Source organism: Mycobacterium sp., from assembly GCF_035499775.1.
Taxonomy (GTDB): domain Bacteria; phylum Actinomycetota; class Actinomycetes; order Mycobacteriales; family Mycobacteriaceae; genus Mycobacterium.
Map to the genome: position 1 here is coordinate 12,020 of NZ_DATJYB010000365.1, position 15,137 is coordinate 27,156.

The following is a 15,137-nucleotide window of genomic DNA, read 5'->3' on the forward strand; positions in this document are numbered from 1 at the left end:
GATGTGGCTTGTTGCATGACGTCAAGTATGCGGTAGCTTGCTAAGAAGCCCCCTACCGAAAGGGTCACAGTGGGTGGGCTCGCGCAGCGGTCCGTGACCCCGATCACAGCCGCTTTATCGCTTCTACCAGCAGGTTCTCGCTGCAGCGAAGGTCTTGTTGCCAGTCGGGCACGAATGCGTCACAATCCGGCCTCCGGGTACGGTCGTCGTTAGATGGTGTCACCGCAGGACCTCTGGTGCGAAGGTGGGCGGCAATGGCTGGTCGCGACGGGGATGTGCAGAATTTCGCGGGCACGATCAATCTGGATGTCCGCGACTCGGTGCCGGACTGGAGCGCCTTCACGGCCAAGCCGGCACCGCCCGGCGCCCCGAACGTATTGGTCATCCTCTATGACGACACCGGGATCGCATCGTGGTCCACCTACGGCGGGCGGGTCAGCATGCCGACCCTGGACCGGCTGGCGGCGAGCGGCCTGACCTACGGCCAATGGCACACCACGGCGCTGTGTTCGCCGACGAGGTCGTGTTTCCTTACCGGACGCAATCACCACCTCAACGGCTTCGCCTCGATCTCCGAGGCCGCAACCGGGTTCCCCGGCTACTCCTCGCACATTCCGCCGCAGAACGCGACGATCGCGACCGTGCTGCGCGATGCCGGTTGGAGCACCCTGTGGGTCGGCAAGAACCACAACATCCCGGTCGACGCCTGGGGAGCCGGCAGTTCGCGCAAGGAGTGGCCTCTGGCCCAGGGCTACGACCGGTTCTACGGGTTCATCGGGGGCGAATGCAATCAGTGGTTCCCGTCGCTGGCCGAGGACAACCACTACATCGACCAGCCCTACCTGCCCGAAGAGGGCTATCACCTGTCCAAGGACCTGGCGGACAAGGCGATCGCGTTCATCCGCGACGTCAACCAGACCGACCCGGAAAAGCCGTGGTACATGTGGTACTGCCCGGGCGCCAACCACGCGCCGCACCATGCCCCGCAGGACTACATCGCCAAGTACAAAGGCATGTTCGACGACGGCTACGAGGCCTACCGGGAGTGGGTGCTGCCGCGGATGATCGAACGCGGCATCGTGCCGGAGGGCACCGAGCTGACCCCACTGAACCCGATGCCGCCGGGCACCTTCGTGGAGGCGGACGCGGTACGCCCGTGGGATTCGCTGTCCGGTGACGAGAAGCGGCTGTTCGCCCGAATGGCCGAAGTGTTCGCCGGGTTCTCCGAATACACCGACGCGCAGATCGGACGCGTCATCGACTTCCTGGAGGAGTCGGGGCAGTTGGACAACACCCTGGTGATCTACGCCGCCGACAACGGCGCCTCCGGCGAGGGCAGCCCACAAGGCTCGGTGAACGAGGGCAAGTTCTTCAACGGCTATCCCGACGATATCGAAGAGAACCTGGCCATGATCGACGAGCTGGGCAGCCCCAACACTTACAACCACTACCCGACGGGTTGGGCGGTGGCGTTCTCCACGCCGTTTCGGATGTTCAAGCGCTACACCTACCAGGGCGGTGTGTGTGACCCGCTGGTGATCAGCTGGCCTCGGGGCATCAGGGCGCGCGGCGAGGTGCGCAGCCAGTACCACCACGCCGTCGACATCGTGCCCACGATTCTGGACTGCTGCGGTGTCGAGATGTCGGGCGTTGTCAACGGCGTCGAACAGCACCCGTTGTCCGGGGTGTCGATGCGCTACTCCTTCGACGACGCCGCAGCGCCCACCACCAAAGAAACCCAGTACTACGAGATGCTCGGCCAACGCGGCATCTGGCATCGCGGCTGGAAGGCCGTCACCGAGCACGGTCCGATCAGCGGGATGAGCGACTTCGAGAAGGACCGGTGGCAGCTTTTCCACACTGACGAGGACCGCTCGGAGGCGCATGACGTCGCCGACCGGTATCCGGACAAGGTGGCGGAGCTCAAGGAGCTCTGGATGCGCGAGGCCAAGGCCAACAACGTACTGCCGCTCAACGACATGATGATCACTGGCAAGGACCTGCAGGCCTTCCTCGCGGATCTACTGACGTTTCCATGGGCCGGATTTCATGCGGCGCGTCCGGGTAGTGGTGGGCAGAGGCCGCCTCGTGTCAGCAGTGCCATGGCTATGAGTGCGTCGGGGCTGTGGAATCCGTAGGCGCGCTTGGTCAATGCCCGCAGGTGGGTGTTGGTGGCTTCGGAGCGGGCGTTGGACAGGCCGTGGTCGAGCGTGTTGTGGACCAACTCGCGGTAGCGGCGGAGGCTGCGGGCGAGCGCGACGAACTCCTGGATGCGCGAGTGCGACGCCCACGACAACCACCCGGCCAACAGCTGCCGCCCGTACTTGCCTTTGACCCGAAAGACCTCGCGCAATTGCTCTTTGAGCAGGTACGCCCGGTAGAGGGTGCTGTTGGTGGCCGCGATCTCGGCGAGGCTGGTGCGCTGCTCGCAGGTCAGGTCGGGCGGGTTCTTGCGGGTCGCCCACATGGCGTGCCGATCGCGGATCCCTGCCTTGGTCATGGTGCGCACCCGCACTTTGTCCAGTGCCTTCATCGCCCAGGCCACGACATGGAACGGGTCCAGGCAAATCACTGCCTGCGGCGCGCGCTGGCGCACCAGGGCATGTATCCATTCCGCGCCGTCGCAGCTGACGTGGGTGAGCAGCTTCGCGCGGTCGGCGCCGAGCTGGTCGAAGAACCGGCCCAGCGTCTCGGTGTTGCGGCCCTCGGCCGCCCACACCAGCCGGCCCGTCCCGTGGTCCACGATCACCGTCATTCTGTGGAATCAGAATTGTCAAGTTCACGATTTCCCGGTTCGGATCTGCACGATCGGCAGCATGGTCGTGGTTGCAGGCGTGCCGAGTTCACGTGGGGTGGGTCCAGCGGGAGTGGGTACGTCGGCGAGCCGATCGAGCAGTGCGGCGACGGCGGTGTGCCCGTCGTCGACGGCGGCGCGTTCGTCGTCGGTGAGCGGGATGCTGGCGAGCATGCGCTGGAGGTTGCCGCTGGCCTCGAGCAGCTGGGCTTTGGTGGAGTCCTTCGGGGTGTAGAAATCGCAACGGGCGCAAGCCATCCGGTGAGGACACTGCTCGAAGAAGCTATAGGTGCACCAGCCGTGGCCGAGGTCGTAGTGCTGCCACGGTTCGCCGGCGGCGGCCGCTCCGGAAGTGACGGCGTCGCGGTCGACGAGGACCTCAATAACGCGGACGTTGCGGGCGAAGTACCCGGCCTCGGAGTAGGCCTTGGACAACGTGTTCGGGGTGATCTTGGCGTAGTGCTGGGTGGTGTTCGGCGTGCGGTGCCCCAGCCAGGCCTGCAGCTCGAACAGCGTCATTGGTTCTTTGGCGTTGTAGAGCTGGCTGGCGATCGTGGAGCGGGCTCGGTGGCTGGTGATGTTGCCGCGGACGTCGGTGGTGGGCACGCCGGCCTTGCCGCATAGCGCCGGGATGATGGTGTGGTTGACGTACTCCTTGGCGACGGGCTGGGCGCGCACCGAGAACAGCATGTCGACGCGCTCGGCGGTCTTGCGGTCCAACCGCTTCGGCTGCTCGGGCCGCAGCGCCTGCCAGGCCTCGATGGCTTGGCCGACGATCGGGTCGACGGGCTTGGTGAATGCGGTGCCGGTCTTGTGCACGGGAACATCGAGCAGGCAGACCGCGTCCTCAGCAAGGATCTCGCGCGAGTCGCCCGGGATGGGCAGGCCGTCGTGCTGCCAGCGGATGCAGCCGACGCGCAGCCGCGAGATCTCGTTGCTGCGCAGCCCGGAGAACAGCCAGGTCAGCGTGACCGCACGGATCAGCTCCATCGGGTAGAAGGTGTCAGCGGACTTGCCCGGCAGGTCGGCGGGGGTGAGGTTGAGCCCCGCCCACAGCAATTTGGCCCACACGTCATCGGCGATGACCCGCGGATTGGTGCCGATCAGCGCGGCGATGCTGCGCGGCAGGGCCAGTGCCCGGTTCGGGTCGAACCGGCGGGGGATCCACTCCCATTCCTGACAGTCGCGGAAGAAGGTGCGGGCGGCGGTGAGGTTTTGCGCCTTGGTGCGCGGCGAGATCGGTTCTCCGACACGGTCGCCCAGCGCATCACGACGTTGAACCCAATCGCCGACACTCATCCGGTCGACCGCGGCGACCCAGGCCGCGCAGGTCGCTCGGGTCCACTGCCCAGGCTCGGTGAGCTCCGGGTGCTCGGCGGCCAGCCAGCGGCCGGCCTTGGCCAAGACGGTGCGGATGACTCTGCGCACCTTCGGCGTCAGCGTCGAGGTGGCGTACCAGCGTTCGATCCACGCGGCCCATACCGGATCGGCGCCCTCGATGCCGGGGGCATGGTTGTAACCGGTGCGCACGGGCGGATCGCAGTGTCCCAGCTCGGCGACCGCCCGCTGCAGCGCATACAGCATCGACCCCTGATGCCCATCGGTCGCCGGATGCGCTCGCAGCAAGTCGAACGCCGTCGTGGTCAGGTCCTCAAGCCGGGGACTGCGGTTGAGCAGCAGGGCCTGGCTGAACACACCCCGCATCCGGCTCTTGCCCAAGCTGTCGCGGTATCCCCACCGGTCGAGCACGTCACCGGCCCGCCGCAGTGACTCCCCGACCACTGGTTCACCGAATATCAAGCAGGCCAGGTGAAGTCGGTTGAACATGCCCAGGTGATGGAAGTTGGTGAACCCGCCGAGCAGATACGCCAGGGCAACCACGTACGGCCGCACCGTCGACTCGGTCGGCGGCGTCTGCGCGGTGACGAACTCGCGGGCGCTGCCGGCGCACAGCCGCGCCCACTCCCACGGTGTCCAGCCCCACCAGGACTGGCCGGCGTCGGCGCAGTGCTGCAAGACCGCGCCCGCCGCGTGCAGGCCCGCGCGTCGGTAACGGATATGCTCGCCGTGATGCAGCACGGCGAGAGTCTCATCGAGCGGTTCGACCAAGCGGGCCAACGCATTCCATTGTGGCGTTGTCCGTCGCGGGACGGCCCGGTTGCGTCGCAGCCCGACCGGGCCCAGCGCGAGCAGCGCCGCCGCTTCGCCGTCGAGCAGCGCGACCCGGCGATCCCACAGGCTGTCCCGCCCAGGATGCCCAGACAGTCGGTTGCGGTCCGTGGCCAGTGATGCCAGCGCAACGGCGGTCATTCCGAAGCGTCCTGTCCGACTCCGGGTCCGGTCAGCATGCCGATCCGCCACGCGTGGATATGGGCCATGGAGGAGTTCAGCTTCGCCGCCAGATCCCGCCCGGACAGGTGGATGTACTGCAGCGTGGAGTCGGTGCTGCGATGTCCGGCGAACGTGGCGATCGCGTGCAGCTCCCAGCCCATCCGAGCCAGATCCGTCAAGCACAGATGCCGCGTGGTATGGGTGGAGAACCGAGGAAGGTTGGCCGCCAACGCAACTCGCCGCACCACCTTCGACCACGTCCACAACGTGATGGGTTCGGCGTGGTTGCGGCGTGACTCCGACAGAAACAAACCACCCCGCGCCCGGCTCAGCGTCGCCCGGTGCCGCAGATACTCCGACAGCAGCACACCCGTGGGCGCCGAGTACGGCACCACCCGCTCACGGCGGGTCTTCGTGGTCTCCGCACGCACCCGCACGGTGCGGTGCGCCGGGTCGAGATCGTCGCTGCGTAGCGCGCACAACTCCTCCCGGCGCAGCGCCGCATCGTAGGCCAGCGCGAGCATCACCCGATTCCGGATCGGCTCATCGGCGAACACCGCCAACAATCGCAGCCAGTCGGCCTCACTCGGGATCCACGGCAGCTTCACCAACCGCGGCACCAGTGCGCTCGCCCGCCCACCCGACCGGCCAGGCGTATAACGGCCCCGACCAACAGGATTCGACTCCCGCACCCCTTCTTCGACCAAGAAGTCGTAGAACAGCCGCACCGGCACCAGACGCTGCTGCAAGGTAGCGTTCGCCAGCCCCGACCCCGAGTCCAACGCCACCACATTGGCGCCGCGCCGACTCGGCCGCGACGTCAACTCCCGCACGAACACCGCCACGTGGGCGCGGGTCGCGGTCAACGGGTCGATCCCCTCCCGCTCACAGACCTGCAGATACTCGGCCAGACCCCGCGCATACGCATCGATAGTCCGCGGTGCACGTCCCAGATCGGTCCAGATCCGCAACCACTCCACCGCCCGCTCATGCCCAGCGAGCACCGGCCACTTCGACTCCACCGCCTCAGGCATGCCGCAGACCCCATCGTCAACCCCGACCAAGCTGATCCGTGACGCTACGGGGCCGCGTCGTGGCCCCCGCCGACCGACACGCCGTCAGATTCCACGTAACTTATAAATACCGCTGCCCCCTGCGACAGGCGATCTCGTCGATGCCGATCCGGGTCAGCCCGGCGAGCAGGTCGTTGGTGTCGCGGCCGTCGGCGACCACCCGAGCAACGATCGCCGCCACGGTGCGCCAGGCGATGCGCAGCAGCACCGTGAGCACGCTCAGCGCAGCGTGCGCGGCCAGCCACGCGCAGGTGTCCTCAAACAACCAGGTGTGCTTGGCGCCCGGCCGCGCCCACGGCACGTGCGCCACCACCACCCCATCTTCCGGGCATTCCACCCGCGGCACCGCAGCCTGCAGATACGCCTTCGTCGTTCCGACGTCGAGGGTGCGCCAGCGCCGAATCCCGTCCCCGCCGTCATAACCCGGGCAGCGTTTGCGGCAGCGCGAACACCGGCCGGCCTGCGCGGCCTTTGGGCGCACCGACAACACCAGCACCTCAGCGGCCTGCGGGTTGCGCCCGCGCGAGGTCTCGACCTCAATCGAGATGTCCTCGACCACCATGTTCACCCCGCCCAGACCGGACGCGAATACCCTGGACATGCGCAACGCCGTAACCCCTCCTACGTCTTGAACCTTGGACAGTCCAAAACGTAAGCAGGACACGGCGTTGCGCCCAAACCTCAGGTCAGCAAACCCACGACAACGTCACAAGAGCCTTCCTCGCGATGGAATTCAAGGTCCCGGTACCGCCCGGCGGGCAGTACATCTACTACCCGGGCAGCAGCCCGATTCCGGAGCGGTCGGCGGCCAACACCCACGCGGTGTCGTTCAAGGTCCTTGCCGATGTGGTCGTCGAATCAGCCACGCGGGGAGTCATTTTCGCACACGGCCACCGGTTCGGCGGGCATGCGCTCTATGTCAAGGACGGCACTGTGAAATACGCCTACAATTTCCTCGGCATCGGCACCCCGCAGGTCCTCGAAGCTCCGCTGCCGCCGCCGGGTCGGCACCTCATCGGGGTGGACTTCGCCAAGGAAGGCAGCGGGGAGCATGGTGAAAGCTTCGGCACTGCAACGCTTTACGTCAACGACGAGCCGATCATGGGCAAGGAGATCCGAACGATGTCCGGGCATTTCTCGTGTTGCGGGGAAGGACTGTGCGTCGGCTACGACAGCTCCGACCCAGTGACCACGGACTACCCCTACCGCTTTGAGTACGCGGGCGGCGAGATCGTCAAGGTGGTGTTCGACATCGCCGACGACGCCTACATCGACGTGGAACGACCCTTCGCCGCCGCTGTGGCGCGGGACTGAAGCGCCTTGGCGATCAGGCCTTCTCGCGGTCCTCGCCGGACTTGTAATAGAGACGGATGTTGGTGCCTGTGACGCTTTCGACGAGATACACGCCGAACGGCTCGACCTCGTAGTAGTAGTGAACGTAGCCCTGCGAATCCAATCCGGTGGCACATGTATAGCCCGGCGCACCGCAGCGTTGTTTGACCGGCAATGCGAGAAGGCCGATCGCGAGCGCCACGGCGATCGCGATCAAGAGCCTGCCTCTGGTCAAACGTGTACCTCTGCTTCGACAAGGATGCATTGTCGTTGGCAGTGTATGTGACTTAGCGGGCTGTCTCGACGCGCGTTCGACATAGCCAGCGCCACATCGGGTTACGCGCGGCCGGGGGACCAGCGGTGCGCCGAAGTTCCGGTTGTCGCGGTGCGGGCAAAAAAGGCAGTCCCCCGCGGCGCGGCCGTAACGGCAGTAAGGTCTTTCAGCTATGGCCACTGCAAATCCGGGCGACGCAGAGTCGCCGCAGCCGCGCGTCGAGGTGCTGGGCAACATCGGGCCCAACTGGTTTGCCTCGGTGATGGGCACCGGGATCGTCGCCACCGCCGGCGCTACGCTGCCGGTCCACGTATACGGATTGCGCGGATTCGCGGAAGTGGTCTGGGTCATCGCCGCCGTCCTGCTCGTGGTGTTGATCGTCGTGGTCGGCGGCCACTGGTTGCGCCATCCCACCGTGGCGCGCAGCCACGCCCGCAATCCGCAGATGGCGCACTTCTACGGCGCCGCACCCATGGCGCTGATGACGGTCGGCGCGGGGGCGGTTCTGGTCGGTCGCGATCTGATCGGCGATCGCATCGCCGTCGACCTCGACTGGGTGCTGTGGACGGCGGGAACTGTGGGCGGGCTGTTCACCGCGGTCAGCATTCCCTTCCTGATGTTCACCCAATACGAGGTCGAGCCCGACGCGGCGTTCGGCGGCTGGCTGATGCCGGTCGTCCCGCCCATGGTCACGGCCGCGACGGGTGCGCTGCTGATCCCGCACGTGGCGGCGGGCACTGGTCGTCAGACCATGCTGTACGGGTGCTACGCGTTGTTCGGATTGTCTTTGCTTGCCTCGTTCAACATCATCGCGATGATCTGGAGCCGGCTCACCTACTACGGCATCTCGGGTACCGCGCGGGTGCCGACACTGTGGATCGTGCTGGGTCCGCTCGGCCAATCCATCACGGCCGCCGGGCTTCTCGGCGCCAACGCCGCGCTGGCCGTCGACCCGGACGTGGCCGGGGACCTGAATTCGTTCGCAATCCTCTTCGGAGTTCCGGTCTGGGGGTTCGCGGTGTTGTGGATCGCGCTTGCCACCGCCCTCACGGTGCGAACGCTGCGGCGCGGCATGCCGTTCGCGCTGACGTGGTGGAGCCTGACGTTCCCGGTCGGCACCTTCGTCACCGGCACCGCGCAGCTCGCCGCGCACACTCATGTGCCCGCATTCAAGGTGGCTGCGACCATTGCCTACGCCGGTCTGTTGTTCACCTGGCTGCTGGTGACGGTGCGGACCACCCGGGGTAGCTTGCGCGGCAACCTTCTCAAGCTGCCGCCGAGCGCCGCCCCGATCAAGTCGAGTAAGGACCCGAAGGTCGAGGCCGGCCGCTGATCTGTCAACTGCCCCGACCGAGATGAGAAGAAAACCCAATGCCGGGGAGCGGCGGCGCGAACTGTGCGACGCCGCGATCGAGCTGTTGGCCGCAGACGGAGCGCGCGGCGTGACCCATTTGCGCGTCGATCGGCGCGCGGGGGTGGCCGACGGCACGACCTCGTTCTATTACCAGACCCGGTCGGCTCTGCTGCGCGGCGCGACCGATCGGGTGGTGCAGCTCGACGTGGCGGATTTCGTTGCGGCGATGAATGAAGCAAAGGCGGCCGCGGGCGACAAGACCGAATCGCTGCTGTCGCGATTGGCCGAGCAGGCCATGCGAACCGGCGTCGAACCGGAGCGCTCGCGTGCCCGCGCGCGCTTCGAGCTGCTGATGGTGGCCGCCCGCGATCCCGAACTGAGCGCCGTGTTCCAGAACCTGATGGACCAGTTCGTCGCGATCAGCGAAGAGGCCGTCGCCGAACTGCAGCCCGCCGACGTTCCTCCGGATCGGGAGCTGATCAAAGAGCAGGCATTCGCGGTGGTCACCTTCCTCGGCGGGTTTCTCTTTCGGTTGGCCAACGGCCTGGCTCGACTCGAAAACGCCAAGCAGCTAGAGGGTTATCTCCATGCAGTGATCGCCGGGGTGGCAGCGGAGCACGCCCGCATCCGTGGCGCGGGCTGACGCGCGCTCAGTCCGACGACCCAGGCGTGACGAGAACGCGCCCGTGCACTCGCGCGTCGCGCACGAGATCGAATGCCTCGCCGATCCGGCTCAGCCCGAGCGACGGCCCGATTATGGGTGCCGGGTCGACGGCGCCGCTGCCGAACGCGGCGATGACCTCGCGGAACTCGTCGGGGGTGTAACAGACCGAGAACCGAATGGTGAGTTCCTTGAGCAACGCGGTCACCGGTTCGATGGACACCGGCTCGCCGCACGCACCGCTGATGACGATTCGTCCCCGGGGCCGCACCGCCGGTTGGCATGCTTGCAGAAGTTCCTGGTGCCCAACGCATTCCACTACGGCGTCGTACCCGTTGGCGTCCCCCTCGGCGACCGCGGCCACCGTGTCGGTGGCACCCATGGCCAGGGCCGAATCACGCCGCTGCGCAGCGGGGTCGACGGCGGTGACGCGCCCGGCGCCCAGCGCCCGAGCCCACGCGATCGTCGTCAGACCCACTCCGCCCGCACCGACAACCAGTACATCCTCGCCAGGACTGACCTGCGCGCTGTGGATGCCGTGCAGCCCAACCGCGAACGGCTCCACCAAGGCTGCGTAGTTGTCGGTCATGCCGTCGGGCAACGCGAATGCATGCCGGGCGGGCACGACGGCAAGCTCGGCGAAGCCGCCCCGGTCGGGGCCGATGCCGACGTAGCGAGTCTGCGCACAGTGCGATACGGCACCGGTCTCGCAGTACTGACAGCTGCCGCAGGAAAAGACCGGCAGCACGGCAACTTTGGTTCCCTCCCGCCAGCCGTGGGCGCCCGAACCGACCGCGACGATCTCGCCGCCCAGTTCGTGGCCCATGACCATGCCGGCGGGCATGAACGGCTGCGCCTTGATGTCAGACCCGCACACGCCGCAGGCCGCGACTCGGATCACCAACTCACCGGGTCCCGGCGCCGGATCGGGCATGTCGACCACGGCGAAGCCGCGTTGCTCGGTCGTCACCGCTGCCTTCATCGTTCAGAATCCTTCGAGTTCGATGTCGAACATCGACAGATATTCATCGAAGACCGGTTCGAGGTCGGCCCGGGTCACGCCGGTCCCGTCGAGCGAGTAAGGCTGAACACCGAAGCGGTCCTGCGGATTTCGTTTGAGCCAGTCGAGCATGGCATGCTCTGTCGACGCCGTGAGCTCATCGCCGGCCCAGTCGTACAGGGCGCGCATCACGCCGATGGGGTCGCGTATGAGGGCCGAGTAGTGCAGGTCGAAGAAGCGGTGCTCGCCGATGCGTTGGCGGGCCAGCAACGGCCGCACGACGTGAGCCCGTAACTGGCGCAACACATTCGACACCACTGCCGGTACGTCGACGGCACAGCCGAGCACTGCCCGAGACAGGTAGTTCAATCGCAGGAACGAGGCGGTGGCCTGGAACGGGTCGCGATGCGCCCACACGATGCGCACGTCGGGGAACGCGGCCAACAGCGCCTCGATGTGCACCGCATGCGAGGGCATCTTGAGTGACCAGGTGCCCGGGGCGCGCGACTGCAACAACTGCAACACCGACCGCTGGTAGACGTAGGCGCTGGTCATGTCGGTCTCCGACAGCCAGTCCGCGTAGGCGGAGGTGGGCATGAAGGCCTCCCAGAGGTACGCCTTGAAGTCCTGGCTCTGGACGAACACGCACTCCGTCGGACCGTCGGCCTCGTCCCAGTGCACCATCGGGATGTTGGCAGCCTTGAGCCCCTCGGCAAGAACCGCCAGTTCCGCCTTCTTCTTCAGGCAGCGCGGATCGGTGCGCAGCGTCTCGGGCGTCGGCGGCGGCACCGAGTCCTCGGCCTCCCACGTCAGCAGTGATCGCCGTCGTGGATCCTGGTCGAGCAGATAGCTCGCCAATGACGTGCCGGTACGCGGCAATCCGAGGATCACCAGTGGACGCTCCACCGGCTGCTGCCCGACCTCGGGATGCCTTGCGAGGTAGTCGACGATGCGCAGGCGATTCCGCAACGCGTCGACGAACTGGTTGTAGACGAAGTCGCGCCCACCCGGATTGACGCCGGGCGTGGACTTTACGCTGTCGACGAGTACACCCAGCCCCTCGCGCCACGAGTCGTCGCCGAAGTCGTCGAGACCGGTGCGCTCGCAGGCGCGGGTGATTAGTTCGTCCATGCCCGATAAGACTATACGGCCGTAGAGAACAAATGTTAGGTTATCGCCGTGCAATCCCTAGATGCTCTCGTCAAACAGGGTGAAGCCAGCCAGGATGCCGTCGACCTCGGCGACGGCATCTTTATGTCCCGCAACATCGCCAACAGCTACCTGATCACCACCGACGACGGTGACGCCTTGATCAACACCGGCACCGACTTCGAGGCCGACGCGATCAAGACGCGCTTCGCGCGGGTGAGCAAGGCACCGCTGAGGGTGATCACGTTCACCCAGGGGCACCCCGATCACGTCGGTGGATGGGATCTGTTCAACGCGCCCCGCGTCCAGACGATCGCCCAGGCCAACCACAGTGACGTGCGTGAGTACTGGCGACACCTGCATCCGTTCTACGCACGCCGCATCATGACACTGTGGGGCGCGCTCATGGATGTCGACGCGATGTCGATGAAGCTGCCGCCGGAGCCGGTCCTGACCACCACTTTCCTGGACAGCCACGAGTTCGAACTCGGTGGTCGGCGCTTCGAGCTCTACGCCACTCCGGGCGGTGAGACCACCGACGCCTTGGTGGTGTGGCTGCCCGAGCGGCGCACCGTCTTCATCGGCAACTTGCTGGGGCCGTTCTTCGGCCACGTGCCGAATCTGTATACCTTGCGGGGGGACAAGATTCGCAGCGCGATGGCCTTCATCCACTCGGTCGACAGGGTCCTCGCCCTCAACCCGGAAACGCTGATCAACGGGCACGATGTCTTCGCCGGCGCCGAGGAGATAGCGCAGACGATGACCAAGGTGCGTGACGCGACCGTCTACCTACGCGACCGGACCATCGACGGGATGAACGCCGGCGCCGACCTGTGGACGCTGATGGGTCAGGTCACGCTTCCGTCGGGGCTGGCGCTGCCTCAGGTACACGGGAAGGTGCCGTGGATCGTGCGGGCCATCTGGGAGGAGCACGCCGGGTGGTTCCGCTACGAGTCGACCACCGAGCTCTACCCCACCCCGCCCTCGGCGGTATGGCAGGACATCGTCGAATTGACCGGCGGCACAGCCAGACTCACCGAACGCGCGGGTGTCCACCTGGAGCAGGGACGCGCACCGCAAGCCCTGCACCTCGTCGACATCGTGCTCGCTCATGCACCGGGCGATCCCGCCGCGTTGCGGGTGAAACGCCTCGCGCTGGAATGGCTGCTGGAGAACAGCGGGCGGGAAAACTTCAGCGAGGTGCAGTGGCTCGAGCAGGCAATAAAGAGTGCGACACCCGAGGAAAGCGAATGAAGCCCGAAAATCTCTACCACAGCGGCATCGTCGTCGACGACCTCGACGCGACCCTGGACTGGTTCACCAAAGTCGCCGACTACCGGTGGACCGACATCGTCGAGGTTGACCAGGTCGCCCAGACGCCCGACGGCGAAGTGACCATCCCCATGCGGATGGTGTATTCGGGTGACGCGCCGCGGTTGGAAATTCTGCAAAGCGTGCCGGGCACGATCTGGGTCCCGGCGGATTCCGGCGTGCACCACATCGGCTACTGGTCCGACGACGTCGAATCAGACTTGGCGACACTGGAAGCCAACGGCATGCGCTACGAGGTGAAGTCGTACAACCCCGACGGGTCCGGGACGCTGCTGTGGGCCTACTGCAAGGCCGCGACCGGGCCGCGTATCGAGTTGGTGAGCCAGGGGATGAAACCGTTCATCGAATACTGGTGGTCGACGGCCGGCCCCTAGGAGGGGGCACTCATGATGGCCGCGAAGAGCTGAGCGATCTCTTCACCAGACCCGCCGGGTACCGTGTAGTCGGTTTCGTCACGGATCTCCTCGAAGTGGTCACGCACGTCCTCGACGGACAGCGCGGGACTGTAGAAACCCTTCGTCCGGCCGATGAAGAAACGCGCGACGTGTCCGGCGCCCACCGTGTAGATCTCCCCGGACACCGGACAATCCCGGTGCGTCAGGAACGCCGCCACCGGAGCCACCAACGCGGGGTCCAGCTTCTGAAGGTATTGGCCCACAATATCATCCAAGACAGCCTGGTCCGACGGATCATCTTGCCGGCCGGCGCCCTCGATCGAGTGCGCCAGCATCCGGGTATAGGCGATCGGGGCGATCGCGTTGACCTTGATGTCGTGGCCGGCGCCCTCGCCGGCCAACACGCGGGTGAGGCCGATCAATCCGGTCTTGGCCGCGCCGTAGTTTCTCTTGCCTTCGGCGCCAAGGATTCCGGCGGACGAGCAGGTGTTGAGTATCCGGCCGTACCGCTGCTCGCGCATCACGTTCCAAGCCGGCCTAGTGACGTAGAACGCGCCGCGCAGGTGCACATCAATCACAGGTTCGAGCCGGTCGGCGGTCATATCCTCGAAGGGTGCGTCGCCGACGATTCCCGCATTGTTGACCAGGACGTCCACTCGCCCCCAGTTGTCAACGGCGGTGTCGATGATCGCTTGTCCGCCTTCGGGACTCGTCACACTGTCGGCATCGGCAACCGCCTCGCCGTCGAGTTGGCGGATCTCCTCCACGACAGCGGTGGCAGCCTCGCTGTCGCAGCCGAGCCCGGTTACCGATCCGCCGATGTCGTTGACCACGACGCGGGCACCGCGCGATGCGAGCAGCAGCGCGTACTGCCTGCCCAATCCGCCTCCGGCGCCGGTGATCACGGCAACCTGGCCGTCGAACCGCAGATCAGATGTCACTGAATCCCCAAAGTTGAGTTGCTTGTTCGGCTACCAGCTGACCGGCAGTTCCTTCATGCCGTAGATGTCGGCTTCCTTGAACCGCAGCTCATCCGGTGCCACGGCCAACTTCAGTCCGGGTAGCCGCTGCGCCAGCGACGAGAACGCGACCTGCATCTCGACCCGGGCCAGGTTCTGCCCGATGCATTGGTGCACGCCGTAGCCGAAACCCAAGTGCCCGCGAACACAATCTGCTTACCGCGGCGTACCGGGCCGGCTCGCTGACCCCCGACATTTCCAACACACTGGACGAGGCGCTCGACGAACTCGCCCGCCGAGGCCGGCAAGCCGGTCTGGTCCGCAGCGATCTGGTCGCCGACAACCTACCGCGCCTCATCGCAATGTTGCACAGCGTGCTCTGGACAATGGATCTGACTGGCGATGGCTGGCGACGCTACGTGGCCCTGGTCCTCGACGCGATATCGACCGGCGAACGACGCCCGCTTCCGCCGGCGGCCGCGT

Annotated in this window: 13 protein-coding genes and 3 pseudogenes; 7 read left to right on the forward strand and 9 right to left on the reverse strand. The window is 66.2% G+C overall.

Translation table 11 applies throughout. The features are described from left to right. Positions 1-254 precede the first annotated feature (254 nt). Positions 255-1,991, forward strand: a pseudogene (locus VML93_RS22545) (arylsulfatase); the annotation flags it as partial. Between the two features lie 56 nt (positions 1,992-2,047). Here the strand turns inward: VML93_RS22545 and VML93_RS22550 are convergent. The 4 genes from VML93_RS22550 to VML93_RS22565 all read right to left on the reverse strand — a co-directional run bounded on the left by VML93_RS22550 (position 2,048) and on the right by VML93_RS22565 (position 6,799). Beyond that, positions 2,048-2,755 (reverse strand): transposase, encoded by a 708-nt coding sequence (locus VML93_RS22550; protein ID WP_325614475.1) that lies wholly within the window; start codon positions 2,753-2,755, stop codon positions 2,048-2,050. 24 nt (positions 2,756-2,779) lie between these two features. Next, complete coding sequence (locus tag VML93_RS22555; RefSeq protein WP_325614477.1) at positions 2,780-5,104, reverse strand: tyrosine-type recombinase/integrase; 2,325 nt, start codon at positions 5,102-5,104, stop codon at positions 2,780-2,782. Further along, entirely contained in the window at positions 5,101-6,159 is a 1,059-nt protein-coding gene (locus tag VML93_RS22560) for a site-specific integrase (protein WP_325614479.1), read from the reverse strand. The genes VML93_RS22555 and VML93_RS22560 overlap by 4 nt, the downstream gene beginning before the upstream one ends. A 100-nt stretch (positions 6,160-6,259) precedes the next feature. After that, positions 6,260-6,799 (reverse strand): transposase family protein, encoded by a 540-nt coding sequence (locus VML93_RS22565; RefSeq protein ID WP_325614480.1) that lies wholly within the window; start codon positions 6,797-6,799, stop codon positions 6,260-6,262. A gap of 125 nt (positions 6,800-6,924) precedes the next feature. Between VML93_RS22565 and VML93_RS22570 the strand changes: the two genes are divergently transcribed. Then, on the forward strand, positions 6,925-7,512 hold the full coding sequence (locus VML93_RS22570) for a hypothetical protein (RefSeq protein WP_325614482.1): 588 nt from the start codon (positions 6,925-6,927) through the stop codon (positions 7,510-7,512). 13 nt (positions 7,513-7,525) lie between these two features. Here VML93_RS22570 and VML93_RS22575 read toward each other — a convergent pair whose 3' ends face one another. Then, positions 7,526-7,795, reverse strand: coding sequence for a hypothetical protein (locus VML93_RS22575; RefSeq protein WP_325614483.1), 270 nt, complete (start codon positions 7,793-7,795; stop codon positions 7,526-7,528). A gap of 181 nt (positions 7,796-7,976) precedes the next feature. On the opposite strand from VML93_RS22575, the gene VML93_RS22580 reads away from it, so the two are divergent. Both VML93_RS22580 and VML93_RS22585 read left to right on the forward strand, forming a co-directional pair. Beyond that, positions 7,977-9,137, forward strand: a complete 1,161-nt coding sequence (locus VML93_RS22580; RefSeq protein WP_325614485.1) for a TDT family transporter — start codon at positions 7,977-7,979, stop codon at positions 9,135-9,137. A 142-nt stretch (positions 9,138-9,279) separates the two neighbouring features. Beyond that, positions 9,280-9,801 carry a TetR/AcrR family transcriptional regulator gene (locus VML93_RS22585; protein WP_325614486.1) on the forward strand — a complete coding sequence of 174 codons (522 nt, stop codon included), beginning with the start codon at positions 9,280-9,282 and terminating at the stop codon, positions 9,799-9,801. 7 nt (positions 9,802-9,808) lie between these two features. Here VML93_RS22585 and VML93_RS22590 read toward each other — a convergent pair whose 3' ends face one another. Continuing rightward, positions 9,809-10,801 (reverse strand): zinc-dependent alcohol dehydrogenase, encoded by a 993-nt coding sequence (locus VML93_RS22590; RefSeq protein WP_325614487.1) that lies wholly within the window; start codon positions 10,799-10,801, stop codon positions 9,809-9,811. A 3-nt stretch (positions 10,802-10,804) separates the two neighbouring features. Continuing rightward, a complete protein-coding gene (locus tag VML93_RS22595) occupies positions 10,805-11,950 on the reverse strand; it encodes a sulfotransferase (protein ID WP_325614489.1) in 1,146 nt (381 codons plus the stop codon). 48 nt (positions 11,951-11,998) lie between these two features. Here VML93_RS22595 and VML93_RS22600 point away from each other — a divergent pair, with 48 nt between their 5' ends. Further along, positions 11,999-13,222, forward strand: coding sequence for an alkyl sulfatase dimerization domain-containing protein (locus tag VML93_RS22600; RefSeq protein ID WP_325614490.1), 1,224 nt, complete (start codon positions 11,999-12,001; stop codon positions 13,220-13,222). Beyond that, a complete protein-coding gene (locus tag VML93_RS22605) occupies positions 13,219-13,674 on the forward strand; it encodes a VOC family protein (protein ID WP_325614492.1) in 456 nt (151 codons plus the stop codon). Before VML93_RS22600 ends, VML93_RS22605 begins: the two co-directional genes overlap by 4 nt. Here the strand turns inward: VML93_RS22605 and VML93_RS22610 are convergent. Next, the gene (locus VML93_RS22610) at positions 13,671-14,636 is read right to left on the reverse strand and encodes an SDR family NAD(P)-dependent oxidoreductase (protein WP_325614493.1); all 966 of its coding nucleotides are present in this window, start codon (positions 14,634-14,636) and stop codon (positions 13,671-13,673) included. The two genes, VML93_RS22605 and VML93_RS22610, sit on opposite strands and share 4 nt — an antisense overlap. Positions 14,637-14,666: 30 nt before the next feature. Beyond that, positions 14,667-14,858, reverse strand: a pseudogene (locus VML93_RS22615) (cytochrome P450); the annotation flags it as partial. Between VML93_RS22615 and VML93_RS22620 the strand changes: the two are divergent. After that, positions 14,777-15,137, forward strand: a pseudogene (locus VML93_RS22620) (TetR/AcrR family transcriptional regulator); the annotation flags it as partial. The pseudogenes VML93_RS22615 and VML93_RS22620 sit on opposite strands and share 82 nt — an antisense overlap.